This window comes from Nostoc sp. (assembly GCF_036917465.1).
Classification (GTDB): domain Bacteria; phylum Cyanobacteriota; class Cyanobacteriia; order Cyanobacteriales; family Nostocaceae; genus Nostoc.
Map to the genome: position 1 here is coordinate 59,751 of NZ_JBALDL010000030.1, position 19,111 is coordinate 78,861.

Annotated in this window: 15 protein-coding genes and 2 pseudogenes; 4 read left to right on the top strand and 13 right to left on the bottom strand. The window is 38.4% G+C overall.

Annotated features, from left to right (window positions below; all coding sequences use genetic code 11):
- Positions 1-31: 31 nt before the first annotated feature.
- Positions 32-619 carry a hypothetical protein gene (locus V7K38_RS06250; protein WP_334856295.1) on the bottom strand — a complete coding sequence of 196 codons (588 nt, stop codon included), beginning with the start codon at positions 617-619 and terminating at the stop codon, positions 32-34.
- Positions 620-1,329: 710 nt separating this feature from the next.
- Between V7K38_RS06250 and V7K38_RS06255 the strand changes: the two genes are divergently transcribed.
- Together V7K38_RS06255 and V7K38_RS06260 are read left to right on the top strand one after the other, a co-directional pair.
- The gene (locus tag V7K38_RS06255) at positions 1,330-3,417 is read left to right on the top strand and encodes a GumC family protein (protein ID WP_334856296.1); all 2,088 of its coding nucleotides are present in this window, start codon (positions 1,330-1,332) and stop codon (positions 3,415-3,417) included.
- 254 nt (positions 3,418-3,671) lie between these two features.
- The gene (locus tag V7K38_RS06260) at positions 3,672-4,808 is read left to right on the top strand and encodes an acyltransferase family protein (RefSeq protein WP_334856298.1); all 1,137 of its coding nucleotides are present in this window, start codon (positions 3,672-3,674) and stop codon (positions 4,806-4,808) included.
- Here V7K38_RS06260 and V7K38_RS06265 read toward each other — a convergent pair.
- The 6 genes from V7K38_RS06265 to V7K38_RS06290 form a co-directional block, all read right to left on the bottom strand.
- Positions 4,805-5,974 carry a glycosyltransferase family 4 protein gene (locus V7K38_RS06265; RefSeq protein WP_334856300.1) on the bottom strand — a complete coding sequence of 390 codons (1,170 nt, stop codon included), beginning with the start codon at positions 5,972-5,974 and terminating at the stop codon, positions 4,805-4,807. The two genes, V7K38_RS06260 and V7K38_RS06265, sit on opposite strands and share 4 nt — an antisense overlap.
- Positions 5,975-5,976: 2 nt before the next feature.
- Positions 5,977-7,122, bottom strand: coding sequence for a glycosyltransferase (locus V7K38_RS06270; RefSeq protein WP_334856301.1), 1,146 nt, complete (start codon positions 7,120-7,122; stop codon positions 5,977-5,979).
- Positions 7,123-7,180: 58 nt separating this feature from the next.
- The gene (locus tag V7K38_RS06275) at positions 7,181-8,104 is read right to left on the bottom strand and encodes an FkbM family methyltransferase (RefSeq protein WP_334856303.1); all 924 of its coding nucleotides are present in this window, start codon (positions 8,102-8,104) and stop codon (positions 7,181-7,183) included.
- A gap of 6 nt (positions 8,105-8,110) precedes the next feature.
- Positions 8,111-9,259, bottom strand: coding sequence for a glycosyltransferase family 4 protein (locus V7K38_RS06280; protein ID WP_334856304.1), 1,149 nt, complete (start codon positions 9,257-9,259; stop codon positions 8,111-8,113).
- A gap of 342 nt (positions 9,260-9,601) precedes the next feature.
- Complete coding sequence (locus tag V7K38_RS06285; protein WP_334856305.1) at positions 9,602-10,177, bottom strand: class I SAM-dependent methyltransferase; 576 nt, start codon at positions 10,175-10,177, stop codon at positions 9,602-9,604.
- Complete coding sequence (locus V7K38_RS06290; RefSeq protein WP_334856307.1) at positions 10,102-10,392, bottom strand: class I SAM-dependent methyltransferase; 291 nt, start codon at positions 10,390-10,392, stop codon at positions 10,102-10,104. Before V7K38_RS06290 ends, V7K38_RS06285 begins: the two co-directional genes overlap by 76 nt.
- A gap of 155 nt (positions 10,393-10,547) precedes the next feature.
- On the opposite strand from V7K38_RS06290, the gene V7K38_RS06295 reads away from it, so the two are divergent.
- Complete coding sequence (locus tag V7K38_RS06295; protein WP_334856309.1) at positions 10,548-11,651, top strand: glycosyltransferase family 1 protein; 1,104 nt, start codon at positions 10,548-10,550, stop codon at positions 11,649-11,651.
- A 220-nt stretch (positions 11,652-11,871) separates the two neighbouring features.
- On the opposite strand, the pseudogene V7K38_RS29600 reads toward V7K38_RS06295, so the two are convergent.
- From V7K38_RS29600 to V7K38_RS06310, 4 genes and pseudogenes are all read right to left on the bottom strand, one after another.
- A pseudogene (locus V7K38_RS29600) lies at positions 11,872-12,184 on the bottom strand (IS5/IS1182 family transposase); the annotation flags it as partial.
- A 352-nt stretch (positions 12,185-12,536) separates the two neighbouring features.
- Complete coding sequence (locus tag V7K38_RS06305) at positions 12,537-13,256, bottom strand: hypothetical protein (protein ID WP_334856311.1); 720 nt, start codon at positions 13,254-13,256, stop codon at positions 12,537-12,539.
- A gap of 216 nt (positions 13,257-13,472) precedes the next feature.
- Positions 13,473-13,610: pseudogene (locus V7K38_RS29605) on the bottom strand (AIPR family protein); the annotation flags it as partial.
- Positions 13,611-13,670: 60 nt separating this feature from the next.
- Entirely contained in the window at positions 13,671-14,471 is an 801-nt protein-coding gene (locus V7K38_RS06310) for a DUF1838 family protein (RefSeq protein ID WP_334856313.1), read from the bottom strand.
- Positions 14,472-14,676: 205 nt separating this feature from the next.
- On the opposite strand from V7K38_RS06310, the gene V7K38_RS06315 reads away from it, so the two are divergent.
- Positions 14,677-15,948 carry a HEAT repeat domain-containing protein gene (locus V7K38_RS06315; protein WP_334856315.1) on the top strand — a complete coding sequence of 424 codons (1,272 nt, stop codon included), beginning with the start codon at positions 14,677-14,679 and terminating at the stop codon, positions 15,946-15,948.
- Between the two features lie 579 nt (positions 15,949-16,527).
- Here V7K38_RS06315 and glgA read toward each other — a convergent pair.
- Together glgA and hemC are read right to left on the bottom strand one after the other, a co-directional pair.
- Positions 16,528-17,970: a glycogen synthase GlgA gene (gene glgA / locus V7K38_RS06320; protein WP_334856348.1), complete on the bottom strand. Its 1,443-nt coding sequence runs from the start codon at positions 17,968-17,970 to the stop codon at positions 16,528-16,530.
- 131 nt (positions 17,971-18,101) lie between these two features.
- On the bottom strand, positions 18,102-19,073 hold the full coding sequence (gene hemC / locus V7K38_RS06325; protein WP_334856317.1) for a hydroxymethylbilane synthase: 972 nt from the start codon (positions 19,071-19,073) through the stop codon (positions 18,102-18,104).
- Positions 19,074-19,111: the final 38 nt, after the last annotated feature.

The window sequence follows — 19,111 nt, forward strand, 5'->3', positions numbered from 1 at the left end:
CGATAGCAAATTGAGCGGTGGAAAATTTAACCTAGCTAACCATCTCGCTGATAGGTTGGACGATAGGGGTATTTGATGCTATGCTCTTTCTGGCTTTTCTCATCAAGCCCAAAGCTAGTAGTGCGCCGACTGACGGAATTGTTGCACCACCTGGGATCTCGAAGGGGACTGCTGTGCTTGAAATTGTGCCTGAAGTTAAGGGGGAGCTACTTGTTGGGGTTCCAGCCAAATTAGTCACACCGTAACTCGAACCAGTTGCAGTTACATTTAATGTTCCAGGTGTATTACTCAAGTTACTAGAAAATCTTAAGTAAACGTATTGAGAGCTTAAGCAAGCAGCACCATTACTACAAACAGAAAACTGATTAGGTAACTTAATGTTAAGGTTGGAAGTACTAAAGCTTTGACTGGTGTAAATTGTTCCTGATGATAAAGTAATACTTAAGTTAGAATAAACTAGGCTTGTAGGATCATAATCAAATGTACCACTTGCAGTAGCTCCATCCTGGAATTGGACATTATTTAAATTCCATGTTAAAGCGTGTGCTGGAGATGTGCTGGCAAGGATACCAGCAGCAGCACTCCCAACAACTAATGGAAGAATACGAAATAGCTTCATCAAAGTTCTCCAATAAAACGAATTGAGATTATCCTGCTGTTCTCAAAGAAAAAAACATAAACTTAAAAACAGCAAAATCAAGATTATGTGTAATTAAAAACTAGAAACAATTAAGACCAAGACAGAACATAAAAGAGCAATAGCAGGAAGCCTAATTTTTTATAAAAATAGATGCTTTCAGCTTTTATAGCTACCAATTCGCGTGCATATTTGGTTTTATATTGAACTTTTTACATCCTAGCCACAAAACATATATTTGTCAATTTTATACATAAAATAAGGCAAAGAATACATAAGTAAGTATGTAAGTAGTTTAGGCTCTAAAAATCATTTACAAGCTAATTTATTTTTTGATAATACTAGTATTTCTACTAGGTTTTATTATTTATTTTTCGTATAGGATTGTCCTACTTCCGATGCTAACTAGTAAATATTCTGTAGTGCAGACTTTAGAGGATGTTTGAAAAGCTAAAAATCTTATGCTGTCGCTGCTTACTATCAAATACGGAGTGATTCTTCTTTTCCCCTGAAATACTACGTTCTACTTGGTTAAGCTCAACATGAAAAATTTATATCTTGCGTATACTTTTGAGACATCCTCTCAGCCCTCATGCTTTTGAGTTCTAAAGTCTTCACTATAAACCTCACAGTCAAGTAATTATGCATTGGACGAAGCAAAACACAATTCAAACTAGTAACTAGCAAAAGACATGGAAGAACATTTGCAATATTGGGCGATTTTGAAGCGTCGGTGGTTACCTGCTTCTATAGTTTTTGGACTACTTTTGACATTGGCTGTAGTTAAAACTCTACTAGAAACCCCAATCTATCAAGCAACCAGCCAACTAGTCTTAAAAAAGAACTCTACTTCTTCGCTTACGGGGGTAGGAAACCAATTAGGACAGTTAGAAAGTTCTGTAAGTGGTAGACCTCTGGGAACTGAAGTTGCAGTTCTACGTTCTTTGCCTATTGCTGAAAGGACTATCAACGCTCTCCGCCTTAATATTAACCCTTTGGTATTCTTAAAAAACCTACAAGTAAAAAATCTGGAAAACACTGATATTCTGGAACTTTCTTATGTAGATACAGACCCTAGAAAGGCTGCTTCAATTGTCAATACCTTAATGAAGGTCTATATACAAAATGATATTAATGCAAATCGCGCTCAAACTAGGTCAGCCAGAGACTTTATCGCCCAACAGTTACCACTAAGAAAAAGAGCATTACAAGCATCTGAACAAAGATTGCAAGTTTTTAAACAACAAAATAAAGTTTTAGACCTTAAGGCAGAAGCATCATCGAGCATTTCAATTCTTACTGATTTAGACAGACAAATTGCTGCAACTAGGTCTGATTTAGCATCTCAAACTGCGCGGATGGAATCAATTCAGCAACTGTTTGATGTGACTTCACAAGAGGCTGTAATTGCAGGTTTTGTAGGTGAGTCTCCATCAACTACTTTAGTTCTCACACAGTTGCAAGATACCCAACAAAAAATTGAACTCCTGAGGCTGCGTTTAACAGATAACCATCCTGCTGTAATTAACCTCAAAGAACAGGCAGTTATTCTTAAACAAGAACTCCAGCGACGGATAGAACAAAGTTTTATAGGTAAAGCTGGGCGTTTAAATCAAAACAAAAATCCTGAAAAGATAGTACAGCTTAGACCTTTGGGTCTGCAACAAGGAATCCTTGCTAATTATGCTAGTGCTGAGTCAGAACGTCTGAGTTTGCAGGTACGACTCAAAACTTTAGCTCAAGTCATTGTATCTTATAGACAAAGAGCTAATACCTTACCACAATTAGAGTTGCAGCAACGCCAGATGGAGCGTGAAATAGCTGCAACCGAGTCTAGTTATCAAAACCTTCTAGCTCGGTATCAAGAACTTCAAGTGGCAGAAAATCTACAAGTAAGTAATGCTTTGGTTGTCACACCTGCATTAATTCCGGGAGTGCCTATTAAAAGCCGTCAATATATAAACTTACTGCAAGGGTTGATTGGTGGTCTTGTGCTGGGTGCGGCTACTGCCTTCGTTTTGGAAAAATTCGACAAAACTATCAAAACTACTCAATCTGCCAAAGATTTATTAGATTACACCTTACTAGGTTCTATTCCGCCATTTAGCAATGGAAATCCTATTCCAGAAGTAATTGTGAAAGATAAACCTAATTCTCCAGTCAGCGAAGCTTTTCGGATGCTACAAACTAACCTGAGAGTTTTTAATTCAGAGCAACGAATCAAAGTTATTGTAGTATCGAGTGCTGTACCTAAAGAAGGTAAATCGACAATTGCCGCTAACCTAGCTGTTTCTATCTCTCAACTTGGACGTAAGGTTTTGTTGGTAGATGCAGACTTACGTAATCCTAGTCAACACAAAATCTGGGAAATCCCAAATGAGACTGGATTAAGCCATGTTCTGAGAAGCCGGTTAGATTTAGAGCAGGCTGTTACTGAAGTTGTAGCTAACTTGGAAGTTTTAACTGCTGGAGAAATAAATAACAACCCTGGTGCGCTGCTTGATTCCAGCCAAATGGCTGTCTTTGTGGGACAAGTCGCACAAAAATATGACTTTGTGATTATCGATACCCCACCTCTGACGGTTGCTGCTGATGCAACTATTTTGGGCAAACTGGCTAATGGAATTTTGTTTGTAGTTCGTCCAGGCGTAGCTGATGCTGATAGTATTTCTCTATCTAAAGAATTGTTGGAGAAGGGTGAGCAAAATGTTTTAGGTATAGCAATTAATGGGGTTAAGGCTAACCAGCAATATTCTGGCTACACAATGAGTAGAGTTTAAGAACTATAGCAATCCTAACTCATTGGTGAAAAGTTAGATCCCCGACTTCTTTGAGAAGTCGGGGATCTAGAACTTTATCAATACGTGAGTTCAACGGATTTAAAAACCCCTCTCCAAACCTCTCCCCTACGAGGAGAGAGGCTTAAAAAACTTGACTTTTCGTTTATTATCACCAAGAGTTTTTCAGCCCCTTTCCGGTTCGGAGAGAGGTTGGGGAGAGGTTCATCGAACTCACGTTATCAATATAACTATTTATGATATTACCAAATTCTAGCAATCAGAACAAGAGGCTATTAGGAATTGATCTTTTTAGAGGTATAGCTGCCTATGGGGTAGTTTTTATTCATGGGTTAGGAGAAATACCTCGGAATCAAAATGCTCTGTTAATTTCTAATTTTTTTGTTGCCTTTTGTGTTCCTTTCTTTTTAGTGACTTCTTTTTATTTCAGTATTAAACTACTTTTATCAACAAGTACAAGCAATTATCTAAACAATCGATTAAAAAAAATTATAATTCCCTATTTTGCTTGGACTGTGATTTACTTGTTAGCAAGATTATTCGGATGGCTTATTGGGAATAGAGAATCTTTTGAGAAATTAATAGCTGACCCAATAAATATTATATTCTTCGGTGCATCTGGAGTGCAGTTATACTTTTTACCAATGTTGTTTTGTGGTACTGTAGCTGCAATTCCAGTAACCAAAGTATTCAAAAATATTCAAAATATTTCATTACTTTTTTTATTTTTGTTTTTAAGTATTGGTCTTGTTGAGTTAATTGTAAAAGCTGGAAATGATTTTGTATTAGGAGAAGGTATTGCATTCAAACAAATAATTTACTTTTTATCAGTTTCTAATTCTTGGCTATTTCAGTTAATGAGATTGGTGTTTGTTATTTTAGTTTGGATAATCAAGTGTCTACCATACATAATATTTAATATTATAATTAACCATTACCAATCTCAAAAATTCCTTCAAAAGTATATAGATATTTGTTATCAAGAGAAATCAATCAGATTAATAATATTATTAATACCGCTATTAATTAGTATTATTTACATATATAATATACAGGTTATATTTTGGCTTATACCATATATATTGTTGATTTATGCAATTGTAATATCTGAGTTAATTTCTAAAAGTGCGCCAATCAGTTGGATTGCAAAGAAAGTAGGTTACTTAAGTTTTGGTATTTATTTGGTACATGCTTTAATAACTGCTGGATTTTTACCAGTTATAGCCAAATTTTATCCCAAAATTATTACTATTCAATTAACAGTTTTGATATTAATTGTATCATCTTTACTAATATTTTTTATTAGTGTTATGATTATACGCTTGATTTTGCTAAATAAAAATGCCGCGAAGATTTTACTTGCTATTTATTAGGTATATACTGCTAGAATTTGCCGATATAAACGCTCATGACTAAAACGCTTTATGACTGTAAGTCTGGCATTGTTTGAGATGATTTGGCGTTTTTCGGTGTTGTTGAGTAAGTCTAAAATAGCTGCTGCTAAAGCAGTAGGTTCTCCTGGAGTTACACCAACTGCATCATAGTTGTGAGTGAATAGCTCGGTTGCTCCCCCTGCTTGAGATACTATGACTGGTTTGCCACAAGCCATAGCTTCTATTATTGCTAGTCCAAATGGTTCTGGTTGGGTGCTGGCATGAACTACTATATCTAACCAACGGTAAATCTCTGCTATATTTTGCTGGAAACCGAGAAAATCGACTTGATCTGCAATTCCAAGATTTGATGCTTGATTTTTTAACTCCTGCTCAGAAAATTGGGAACCACGAGTTTGATAAATTGCTCCACCGACAATATAAAAACGAACGTTTAAATCAGGATGCGATCGCACAATATTAGCTACTGATTCTAGGAAAATATCGTGACCTTTCCAACGAGCAAAAGTAGCTACTAATCCTACCCGTAAAGGAATATGGGAAGATTCAGGCGCAGGGGAAAAATAATTGACATCGATCGCATTGTAAATTACTTTTATGGGTAAGTGAGGTAATGTAGTTCTAGCATCTTGAGCAACAGCTTGAGAAATTGCAATTCCCAGAGTGGCGCGATCGCTCAACCACTTTAAAACCTGTGCTATTAATGGCCGTGAGCCATAAAAATCATGAATATGCCAAACAATGGGTACACCTTTGACTCCAACTAATGTAGTTAGTATATGAGTTTTAATACCATTAGAGTGAATTAAGTCTGGTTTGAGTTCACGTAGCGATCGCCTAAACTCCCTAAGATATTTCCAGATGCTGGTCAAAATTGTGACTATCCGTAATAGCAATATGAATATTGCGATCGTTTTATTATGACTTTTAAAAGCACTGTCACCCAATTGGTTAAATTCTTCTGGCAGTTTTAGTAATGTCACTTCTACGCCTAACTTTTTAGCCTCCTCTACTAATGCCCCATCTGTACCTACAATTAAGTGCAGTTGTATATTTGACTGTGTATTTAAAGCAGTCAACATAGTTAACAAAACTCTCTCTGCACCACCAATTACTCCCACCGGATTTACAAATACTATTTTCATATTTAATTACTGATTAATTCTAAATAAGATCGAGCAACAATCTGGGTATGAGCAGACCAAGAATATTTGTTAGCCTGACTCAAACGAAGATTGCTAGCCGGGGCGTTAGTGGGGTTTAACAATAGATTTTCTATAGTCTTTACCCAAGCTGACACATCCGCAGTTGGGCAGTAAACCACCGCTTCTTGTCCTACCTCACGCAACACAGGTATATCGCTGACAACTGCGATCGCCCCACATGCTAAGGCTTCAATAACCGGTAATCCAAAACCTTCCGCTTCACTTGTTAATAACACTGCTGATGCTCGTCGATAAAGTGCTGCTATAGTTACACGTTGTAAACTTTGTAGATGAGTTATTGACTTTTTAATGTTCAACTGAGCAATTTGTTGCTCTTGGATTGGTGTCCATTGTCCACTAACTTTGACAAGCCGCAACTGTGGGTAAATAGCTTGTAACTGGGCAAACACTTGTAAAAGAATATCAATGCGCTTACGAGGAATGCAACTACCGACGTGAAGTAAAAAAGGTGCTTTACTTATTTGTTCTAGTATTTGTTGATCAGCAATACTGGCGTTTTCAGGAGTAATACTAAATTCTGGAGCAATACCATAAGGAGCATAAACTAGGCGCGACGATTCCACTAGTTGATAATGCTCAATTTGTCTCTTTACCTCTGCGGTAGAATAAAATACAACAGCGCATGATTGTAAACCGCGCAAAATTCTCCGCGACATAGCTTTATACCAACTAGGTCGAGGTTCTTGCGCTGGCTCTAGCAAACAGCGAAAGGCATCAATGTCATGACAGTATACACCTGTGCGTTCTGGAGGCAAAATATGCACTAAATGGGCATAACTATGATCAGCAATGTGATATAAATCAAAATTTGCTACTCGTTGCTTAAGATATTGAGGATAGTCCCAAAATCGATTAATTAGGCGATCGGCATTGTAGACAAAGTGTTTTTTGCCGAATCGGGGAATTTGTTGACAACGCCAGTTAAATATTGGGCGAAGTTCTGTAGCTTGAATAGACGAAGTATGTTCAGCGTGCAGGTATTTAAGTAGCATCTGAGCGCAGAGATCCATGCTGTACCAGTTTTCTTCGAGATAGTCGCAAATAATTGCGAGGCGCAGTTGAGGCATATTCTTGATGTTGCATATCAATTGCTTAAATATAAATGTAGTAAAGAAAATAGACTAATTATTGCAGTATGTTTAATTTGGATAATATCTCAGGTAATTTTTCTGTAGGAACCATGAGTACATCTGAAACCCCCGCTTTTATTTCCTGAATTTCAACAAAATGTTTACGTCCTATTTGTTGGTAGAGTTTATATCCTAAAGGAATGATTAACTCTGCTACATCTACAAATGAATAACCAAAATGTTTTACCCAATATGGATTGAATTCACCATAAATAATTGGTCTACTTTTTTTAATAAAGTTTATTCCTCCTAAGATAAAATCCATCTCAGCACCTTCAATATCTATTTTGATAATATCGCACTTTGAAATATTATGTTTTTCAACGAAATTATCTAATTTAGTAATAGGTGATGAGTCAGTAAGTTTCTCTTGATTTACTAAATTTTCTTTGAGCCAAAAAGCGTTACCCGTAGATGAGTTATTTTGTTCATCTACCATACAAAGTTGTATTATTCCCTCTTGGTTCCCCAAGGCAGTATTTACTGGATAAACAATATTTGTTAATTGGTTAACATCAACCAAGTTAGTTAGACGATTAAAATTAGATGTTACTGGTTCAAAAGCCCATATTTGAGATTTACCAGCTATTTTTTTGAGCTTTTCACCTAAAGATATAGAATAAAGTCCAATATTTGCACCAACATCAAAAATTACTGATCCTGAATATAAAATTCTAGATAATATTTGAATAATTCCATTATCATATTCTCCTGAAAAAAAGACTTTTTGCTCTAGCATACTGCGTAAATCTAGATGCATTGTACTATTGTCTTGCATTTTAATTGTAACAAGGCAATCTTTGTCAATTTGATAATTTGTCATTAAAGGTATTAGGATTGTACTTAATCTATACTTGCCTGGAAAGTAAGGTAAAGACCGCAAAAAATAAGCAAGTGAATTTCGTAAAGCTACTTTCATAAATACTTAATTTTTATTGTCTAAAAGCTCGGTAAAAAATTGTAAATGTTGTTTAGCAACAGATGACCAAGTGTAAAGTGTATGCGCTCGCTCTAAGCCTTTCTGAGCGAGTTCTTGCCGTCGAGATGGACTATTAAGTAGGCCTGAAATAGCTGTAACCCAACTAGCATCATCTTTTTCATCCACGACTAAACCTGCATCTTGAATAACATAAGGAATTTCCCCACTATCACTACCAATTACAGGAACACCACAAGCAAAAGCTTCAATCAACATCCGCCCAAACTGTTCTCGCCAATTTGACACAGTTTGACTGGGGGCGACAAGTATATCCATAGCGTTGAGATATTGAGTAACTTCACTATGTTTTATATCTGTGCAAATCCGCACCTCTTCGGGATAACGTTTTGCCCATCTTTGCAATGATGATTCCATTGGCCCATTACCAACAAATAAAGCTCGCCAAGGAGTTTGTAAACTATCTAGAACCCGCATGAATAAATCTAATCCTTTTTCGGGTACAAAGCGTCCTAGAAAGCCGATAACAGGCGTTCCTTGTTCTTGCCAATTTAGAAAGCGACGAATTTGGTGTTGAGCATCAATACAAGGATAGAAATGCTCAATGTCTACACCGAAGGGAATGAGTCGCATCGGAAGTGAATATCCTGTCCGATGTTTTAAAGTTTCTACAACGGTTTGCCCACCAGTAATCCATCCCGTTGCGCGGCTCATAGCATACTGCTCAATCCAGTTAAATGGAGGAGGATACTGCTTAGATTTGTTTTGAAAGCTAGAGTAAACTAGTGGAGTGTTTTCAGGTGTCCACCAGGCAATCTGCCCACCAGAAAAAATGTAAGGTTCCTCCCAACAATGAACCAAATCCCAGTTTTGCTGCATAATTTCTTTAAGTTGCCAACCATAAGTCAAAATATGGACGTGCTTGCTGAAATATACTGGTACTGCTTGTAGCCGACATATCTCATTGGGGTTAGTTTCTAGATGTATAGGTCGCAAATCCCCGTACATAAATGAAGGCGCAACCGCTGTTACTTCCCAATTATCTTGCCCTAGACGAGCAATCTCGTTAACCAGTCGTCGGTTAAGGTTTACTACATAAGAATGACCGACTGAGAGAAGTTTTCGGGTACTATGCATACATCACATCTATCAGTATATATTTCGATGCGTTCAAACAACAATTAAGTAATTATGTTATGAAAGTTGTTTTAGCTTATTCCTTAAATTTTTCCTTTTCCCTCAGTATTTTTACTGAAAACAAAGTTAACTGTTGGGGAATCTGATTTTTTGTAATAGCACGTCTATTATCAAGAGATGAAAAGTTATGAGTGCCAAACACTGAGTTAAAATAAGTACTATTTTTAAGTTGCGGGGTTTGCACTAAATATATCAGTACCGAGTAAGGTTACACTCACTGGAGGCGAAGGGTCTCCGACTCCGCTTATTACTCAGTACTGAGTTATGTAAAATTGTAATATATCAATCCTGTAACTTACAAGCAGCAATAAAAGTTCCTGAAGCAATTAGTATTGTCCACTGAGGTCTTCCATAAAATCCATTTTGGGCAATTACACAATTTTGTTGGGGTAAAAATTTCACAAAATCAATAGGATTACACATATAGCAAGCATCATTATCGGCATGAAATGGTGGGTTGATGTCTGGTTCTCGCATGGTGAAACTAGCTTTACTATCAACAAGCTTTTTAATCATGAGAGTAAGCATCAGAGGACAGGATACCAAGATTTCTAGTAAGGTGTTACCCCAAGGATGCTTAGGCATATTAGGCGATCGCCAGAAGCTGTTTTGAATGGGACGATTTTGCCAAACATATACACTAATTGCCCTAATTAAATGACCAATACTCAAAAGACTAGGGCCTACTATGCACAAATTCCCACCTGGTTTTAAAACTCTAATCATCTCCATGATTGCTTTTTGTGGGTCAGGAATATGCTCAATTGCTTGATGAGAAGCTACTACATCAAAAGAGGCATCCTCGGCAAATTTATGGCACTGCCTGGCACTAAAGTTAAGTTGGGTATAATAGGACATTCAAATGCTTCAGGATTTAGATCAATGCCGACAACCTGATAACCTTCCTGACTGAGAAGATAAGAAGACCATCCAGATCCACATCCCACATCTAGTAAACTTCCATGTTGAGATACTGACTGGTTAATAAACTGTATATATTTTCCATAAAGTTCACTGGCTAAATCCTGAGTCAACCCTGTTGCTCGAACTAATTCAGAAGACTGAGCATACATTTTTTATATTCTTTTATACACAACATTGTTGAGAAATACTGGAATAGTACGTTTGAGTAAGTCTAGAATAACTTAATCTATCAATATCAGGATAAAGACCTCTATTGAGGAAATTATTAATGATAGACGCTCCAATATTAAAAGTAGAGGTAATAATGAGTGATTTAGATCGGATTACTGTTATCGTTCCGCGTCTCCTTCCTGCTATTGATGGAGTGGGAGATTATGCACTAAATTTAGCCAAGCAAATGCGTCAAGACTTTGGCTTGGTAAGTGACTTTGTAATAGGAGATCCAAATTGGTCTGGTGCAGCTTTTGTAGATGGATTTGTAATCAAGCAGGTTACAGAACGTTCAAGCGCGGCTCTATTAGAATTACTACCTAACTACCAGCGATCAATATCTAATGTTCTTTTGCATTATGTAGGTTATGGTTATGCAAAACGAGGTTGTCCTGTTTGGTTGGTGGAAGGTCTGGAAAGTTGGCGAAAAACAGCAAACTTCCAAAATTTAGTAACGATGTTTCATGAAATCTATGCTTTTAATTCTATTTGGACAAGTCAGTTTTGGACATCGCCACTGCAAAGAAATCTAGCTACACGTTTAGTTCGCTTAAGCGATCAATGTCTTACTAGTAGGCAAGGGTATGCTGAAATTATCATGAAATTAGGTCAAGGAAAACATCCGAAAGTTCCGACTTTACCTATTTTTTCCAATGTTGGTGAGCCGAAGAATTTAACTTCTTTATCAGAACGTCCTCGACGCTTAGTAATTTTTGGTAGTTCTGGAGTGCGATCGCGTGTGTATCAACATTCACAACTAGCCTTACAGCGTACTTGTCTAGAGTTAGAAATTGAGACAATTCTAGATATTGGTACTCCTCTAAATTTTAAAATTAAACCGATCAATAATATTCCTGTCATCTGTTTGGGAGTTAAATCTGCTGAAGAAGTAAGCACTCTACTATTAAACTCAGTGACAGGTTTTTTAAACTACCCTACTGAATTTTTGGCTAAGTCAGGAGTTTTTGCAGCTTACTGCGCTCACAGATTGCTGCCTATAGGTACATGGTATAAAGGACAAAATGTAGATGGTCTGCAAGCAGGAGAACACTACTGGCTAGGAGACAACTATCAGCACCAAATGAATTTGTCAGCAGGACAGATAGTTGCAGACAACGCTTATTGTTGGTATCAAAAGCACCAATTATCAGTCCAAGCCTATACTTTTGCCAATTATTTAAGAAGTAGAAAAAATTGAGGTTCTTCCGGTATTTTTATGGTGTCTATTATAATTTACCAAATTTTAATGACTATAATTTAGTGATGTCAATCCCTATAATATAGATTATATAAGCATTATAATAAATATTAAGCATACTTAAATACGGTTTGCTGAAAAAGTATTGGAAAAGCAATCTTAAGGGTTGACCAGTTATTCAAATAAAGTTCAATAGAATTTTTTATTAACTCGATCAAGGTAATTTATAATCTGATGCAATTAAATGGTCAATCTGCTGTAAGTTTCTTTTGATATACTGGAGTTGTTTTTTTTATCGCCTTTCTCCTATCTTTTTGAGATACACGACATTTTTTAGAGACTTCTAGATAATCTTTTCTCGCTACTTCTCGATAAGTCCTTGGCTTTTTATCTAATTGACCCTTCATCCACTCATAGAGGAAGTCTATAATTTTCTCTGTTTGTTTTCTGGCTTGATTAAGTAGCTCTAAATATGTTGGATAGCTAATATCACCTGGCGCACAAGTCGCATCTAATATCAATTTTCCACGATTTATTGGCGTATTCTTATTACCTTCTTTTTCTGCTTCTTTTATTTTTTTTGATGCCACTTGAAGATGCTTCTTCTAGCATCTTCTTAACCATTTACTGATTCACTTTGTTGACTAATTCAATACTGATTCTTTCCCGATAATGTACTAACATCGATGCGTCAAAGGGAGTTTCATTACTATAAGAAGACATTCCGATAAAGTACTGTGGATTGTTTGAGAACTAAAATACTGAGTGCCATCTAAGGTCACCAACAAATGTTCACCCAGACAATGATAGGGCTTTAAATATCCTTCCCTCTGCAATGGAGAGAAACACTCCTCATTGAGGTGCTAAAAGCAAGAACAGAAATACTTAACAGCCAAACGTTTCCAACATTATAGAAAGAAGCTTTGGTATCGACTCACCGTGAATAATAGAACCATGCATTGTTGCAAGGTACTTAATCGGTAGCTTTTGTATTGCCTCAATTCCTCGAGTGAAACTTTTACCTTCAGACATAAACCCGACTTTTTGCTGAAACTTAATGATGGATTCTGTAAGATCCTTCTCGGTAACAGGTTCATCGAACTGACCCGGATGAGCCGCGAGATCAGAACAAAAAAGGATCTCCTCTTGCGGCTGATAAAATACACAACTCTCCCATCCATGAGGAAAATGAGGAGTTTCAATCAGGATGATATCTCTTCTGCCAAGGGAAAGAGCAGAGTTATTCTTAAGAGCCGTTGTTGGTCGCAGTGCAAAGTCATCCATGTTCGATTGATTCAGAGGACTCACAATTGTTTTCGCTTGTGGAGCAACTTCAAGCCACTGATTAAGCGCTCCGCACTCATCAGCCTCAAGGTGACAAAAACCGATGTAATCAAGTTTTGAAGCATCGCAGACAGACTCTACTAGCTGATAAGTTTGCTCGAACCAATTTGAGCGACCCGTATGAATTAGCATTGGGCGCTCATCAACGATCAGAAATTGACTGAAAACAAATTTTTTATTATTTGAGATCGAGAGTTTATATATATTAGGAACTATCTCATCTATCCGCGTGAACTTAGCATCGAAATGCTTAAACATCATCTTTTTGGGTAAAAAACATCTGACATTTTTTCCCCAAACCCTAAAGAGGCAAAGCTGGTGAAATCGGGGAATTTGGCAGCAACTTAACTCATGTTACTACCTAATCCCAAGCTGTGCATCTTGTATCTAACTGATTTTTACGATAGTGAATTCATTCATGTTATGTTCAGGGTTGACAAGTCTTGTCAATTAAGGCAAGCTTCCTCCCTTTAACTTTTAACCCGATGTCAGCGTCAATTTTTCCCGCTTCTTGCCGGAGCTAACCATTTTCACTAAGTGCTGATTCAAATAACTTTGCGCTGAAATATACAAACTTTCCCAGATTTCGTGGTTCCGGCTGATTTCCGTGCCGACTTACTTAATTCGTAATTGAATTCTTAATTACGAATTACGAATTAAGAATTACGAATTATTTTAAGATGTTTCCTCTAGTGGAAAAATATCTCCTCGCAAGTAAGATTCAAAGTTTTTCTTAAAGTATTGAATGCTCGTCACATTCGGTTCATCACTTTCTGTTGGCGTGAACTCATAAATTGGTACTTTTTCCCTCACCAGTTTGACCAAGCTAGGATGAAGCTGCTCAAAAGAATCTACTCTAAATATTGTTGTTTCAAATCTTAATTTAGCTGGATGAGAATATCCTAACTTCATCCAGGGCAACCAAGGACAGTCTCTTGCCCACTTAGCAGGAGGGACTTCAGTTGCATCGGGGCGGCAAGTATTTGATATAAAGTACTCAACTCCCTTAAACTTTTCTCCAGGGCAATAATCTGAATATTTACTATCTCCTGCTAACGGATGTGGATATTCTAAAGGAATTTCCATGACGGAGGTAATATATCCCTGGCCTTTGGGTATAACAAATTTCTTTGGTTTGACTGAGCCTTGAACAATGCGGTTAGCAATGTGAACTACTGGTATTGCTTGACTTGCTGTTGGTGACTGCCAAAAGTGCAAAATCTCTTGTGTATCTGGGTCACAAAATAAACCCAACTCTCTATTAATGCGATACCCGACTTCGCCGTGTTCAGGATCGGGCTTGAGAAATACTTTGGTAGCATTCATCCCAATAATAGAGAACAATTTTTCTTTTGGCTTATCTGGTGTTTCTTGCCACAAAATTTCCCCAGACCAGTTGTAATAAAGCTGTAACCCATGATTTTTTCTGTAAAAATCGAGGTTATTAAATTCGTAGTCTTCTAAATAATTATTCATATCTGTTTTTATCATCCTCAAATGGCTGCGTAGAGAAAAAGTAGCTGTTCTACTTACAATTCTCACTCAGTAGGCAGTAAGCAGATTTTCTTTTGACGTAAACTTCGACTTAACTATTTTGGTCATCCAATGCCCAATGCCCAATCCCTAGTACGATAGTAAACATGACCTCTGAGCAATTATCCAAGAGCCATTTTATAGATCAATGGATAAACGTTTTTTTAAAATGTTTGGGCTAACAGAAGATCAAGCGATCGCAATTATCGATACACCTTTAGAACAACTCGAAGACGCTTCTGATAAGTATATTGCTGTTTCCCATCTAATTAACTATCCCACTGAGCAATCGATCGCGGCTTTGGTACGGGCGATTGAAACCAGTAACCCTGATGAGTTAAATCATCGCATTGTCCGACGCAAAGCTGTGGAAAGTTTAGGGCGATTGCAAGCTGAATCAGCTTTACCTGTAATTCGGCGATGTCTTAAAGATGATGATATTTATACTGTTGAAAATACCGTGTGGGCAATTGGAGAAATCGGGACTAAAGATCCACAAATTCTCGAAGAAGTGGCGCAATTACTCGATAAACCAGGTCAAATCTATCGAGTTATTATTCACACTTTAGCTAATGCTGATTATCAACAGTCTCTAGAACGTGTAAATAAATTTACTCAAGCTGAGGATGAACCTACCCGTAGTGCGGCGATCGCTACAGTTTGTCGTTTCACTGGTGACTATTCCCAAATCACTGAGGTGATGGCATTGCTGCAAAGTTCGAGCGTCAATGCACGGCGCGGTTGCATTCAAGATTTGATTGATGCACGCTACTACAAAGCCATCCCAGAAATTGCCCGTTGTCCTGTATCTCTGGTGTTTCGGTTGCGAGGATTGCGGATGCTTTTGGATGCAGGCGTTCCCAGTGGTGAAATTACCTTTACAGAAATTCAACCTTACTTAGAACAAGTACTTTACGATCATCCCAACGACCTTGATTTAGTCCATGAGTATGACGCGACTCCTGGATTAGATTTTGTGATTAACGAACTCTACGAAACCGATTTTGGACGCTGCTATTTAGCAACAAAAACTTTACTAGATATCTATCCACAAGAAGCACCCCAAGCACTCTTAGAAACTTATGAGGATAAGGCATATAACGATTATGGCGCTCATTATCATGTCATGAAACTTTTCGGTTGGCTGAAATATGCTCCCGCCTACGATTTGCTAGTAGAAAACTTGCACAACCGCGAACCTCAGTTTCAGAAATCTCGCGCAGCTTGTGCGATCGCTCTTGGTGAATTGGGTGATTCACGAGCAATTCCTGAAATCAAAATTTGCCTCAATACCCCAATTTGGGATTTAAAATACGCTTGTTTATTAGCGCTAGACCGCTTAGGAGACTCCTCTGGTCGGGAAATTTGCGATCGTGATGGTGACTGGTTAATTAGAGCGAAAGCAACAAGTACTAAATAGTTAGGAATTAGAAGTTAGGAGTTCTATCAAGTCTAAATATTATCGATGCAATGGCATTGTTAGTCGATATATTAACATTGTTATACCATTTCTTTGTGAGGCTCCGCCAAATTCTCTTGGCTTCCTTCTTTCTTTCTTTCTTTCTTTCTTTCTTTCTTTGTGTCCTTTGCGCCCTTTGCGGTTCGTTCCTTATATAGTTTGGCGCATCTTTATACAGAATTGGTATTAGTCGATGCAATGCCATTGCAAATCAAGAGACTTGTGTGTACGCCGTCGCTTTGCAAGCTCTTAGAGGTTGTTGGAAAAGTATTTTGCTGTGACTTTAGACACTTTTAGATTCCCCCTAACCCCCCTTAAAAAGCTTATATATACACAAGTCAAATTACCCCCCTTAATCCCCCCTTATAAAGGGGGGAAACCGGAAAATCTAGTTCCTTCCCTTTATAAGGGGAGGGTTAGGGTGGGGTAAAACATTGATTAATCAGCTATTTCAGACTTGTGTGTACACCGTAGCCTTAAAAAGGGGGGAACCGGAATCAAAGTCTCCCAATTTATCGGGAGATTTAGAGGGATCGTAGCTCAGGACTTGCTACTCTTAACTGTTTCGTTTAATACTAACTCTGGTTCTGGTGTCTTCTCGTCTTCTTCTGGCAAACCGTAGATTGACTTGTACAACTTCACGTACTCTTTGGCAGATTGATACCAACTAAAATCTTCACTCATACCCCGTTTTTGTAGTTCTTGCCATTGCGGTTTGAAACGGAAGCCTTCCCAAGCCCGGATCATACAAGTGAAAAGGTCTAGCGGTTCATAACGGTCAAAGCAATAACCGGTACCTGCGGCATTTTCCGGGTCGTAATGGCTTACGGTGTCAACTAATCCACCTGTGCGGCGCACAATAGGGACAGAACCGTAGCGTAAAGACATCATTTGACTAATACCGCATGGTTCAAAACGACTAGGCATTAAGAAAGCATCAGTACCAGCGTAAATGCGGCGAGACAGGGCATCGTTATATAGTAAGTAAGTTGCCATGCGTCCGGGAAAGCGAGATGCTAATTGCCACATCTGAGTTTCATAGTAGCGATCGCCTGTCCCCAGCAAAACAAGCTGTGCATCCGTATAAGAGAGGAAGCGATCGAGGATTTGTAATATCAAATCAATGCCTTTTTGTTCCACTAATCGGGTTACAATCCCAATAAAAAAGGCTTTGGAGTTAACTTCTAATCCTACTTCTTGTTGCAAAGCAATTTTATTAGCTTTGCGTCTTTCTAACGTATCAGAGGTAAAGGTTTGCTCAATGTATTTGTCATTTTCAGGATTATAAACTTCAGTATCAATACCGTTAATAATCCCAGATAATTTACCGCTAATAAAAGACAGCAAACCTTCTAATGTTTCACCGTAAGTTGCTGTCTTGATTTGTTCGGCATAAGTCGGCGAAACTGTATTTACTTTATTGGCAAATTGTACCGCCGCAGCCATTACGTTGTGTCCTTCCATATACCAGGGACACCAAGTAATTTTCTCTAAATACCAACGCCACGGCCCTTGATAAGCCAGGTTATGAATAGTAAACACTGTGGTGATATCAGGATCTTGGTGCATCCACACGGGAATCATCCCTGTATGCCAATCGTGACAGTGGATAATGTCCGGTTTCCAGTAATTCCAGGCAAACTCGGCTGCACCGTTAGCAAATAATGTGAACCGCCAATCTTCATCATCTCCAGAATAGATGCGGCGTGGCATAAAGGACGGATGTCCAAATAAGTACAAGGGAACATCAGTACCAGGTAGAACACTTTCGTAGACTGCAAAGTGCTGAAACATGGCATCTCCCCACCAGATGGGTTCTTGGGGAATTTCCATTTTGTCTGGCAGGAACCCATAGTAAGGCAAGAATATCCGCACATCATGCCCCATTTCTCTCAGAAATTTGGGTAATGCCCCAACAACATCACCCATTCCTCCTACTTTGGCAATGGGTGCTGCTTCTGCTGCAACAAATAGAATCCGCATGGTAATTTTTGCTTCCCCGATTCTGTCTAGAATTGTCCAATTCACTCTCGATCGCTACCAACGCAATTTTTCGTCGTCTTTGGTACAACGGCGCTCAATTCTTATCTAATCACATCGGCTTGCCCAATTGCTTAGGAACCGCGCTGAATTACCGCAAAAATTTCTGATAAAATTTCTGTAGCTCCCTGTCGGCGTAATAATTCTGCTAGTTCTTTGCCTAGCGCTTCGGCATTGTTGGCAATGCCAGTGACGGTATTTTTGACGATTTTTTGACCATCTACACTGGCGACTATGCCTGTTAAGGTCAAATTCTCACCAGATATTTCTGTGTTTACACCGATGGGTACTTGACATCCGCCTTCTAAAGAGCGTAGAAAAGATCGTTCAGCGAGACAGCGATCGCGTGTTGCAGGATGTTCGATCGCTTTGAGTAGAGATAGCAATTCACTATCATCAGCACGGCATTCTATCCCTAAAGCACCTTGTCCGACGGCGTGGAGGGAGATTTCATTAGGGATAATTTGATGGACGCGATCGCTCATTTCCAATCTTTCTAATCCTGCGGCTGCCAAAATTAGGGCGTCGTATTCGCCTGCATCTAGTTTTGCTAACCGTGTAATTAAGTTTCCCCGGACATCTTTAAAAGTAAAGTGGGGGAAGTGGTGGCGTAACTGTGCTAACCGCCGCAGCGAAGATGTACCAATTACCGCACCTTCTGGTAATGTATCGATTTGTTTATCTTTGTGCTTTTCATGCACAACTAATGCATCGGCTGGGTTTTCTCGTTCAGTAATTGCTGCCAGTATTAACCCTTCTGGTAAGTTAGTCGGCAGATCCTTGAGGGAATGAACCGCAAAGTCAATCTCTTGATTGAGCATTCCCACTTCAAGTTCTTTAGTAAAAAGTCCTTTATCGCCAATCTTAGCTAATGCTACATCAAGGATTTTATCGCCTTGGGTAGACATGGTGTGGACTTCAAAAGTGATATCAGGAAAGCAATTCTTGAGTTGCGCTTGTACCCAATAGGTTTGAACCAGAGCAAGTTGGCTTTTGCGCGAACCGATCCGAATAGTGCGTGGAGGACTAGAAACAACTGAAGTCATAAAACAATATAATATCGCAGGCGATAAATTCACTTTGA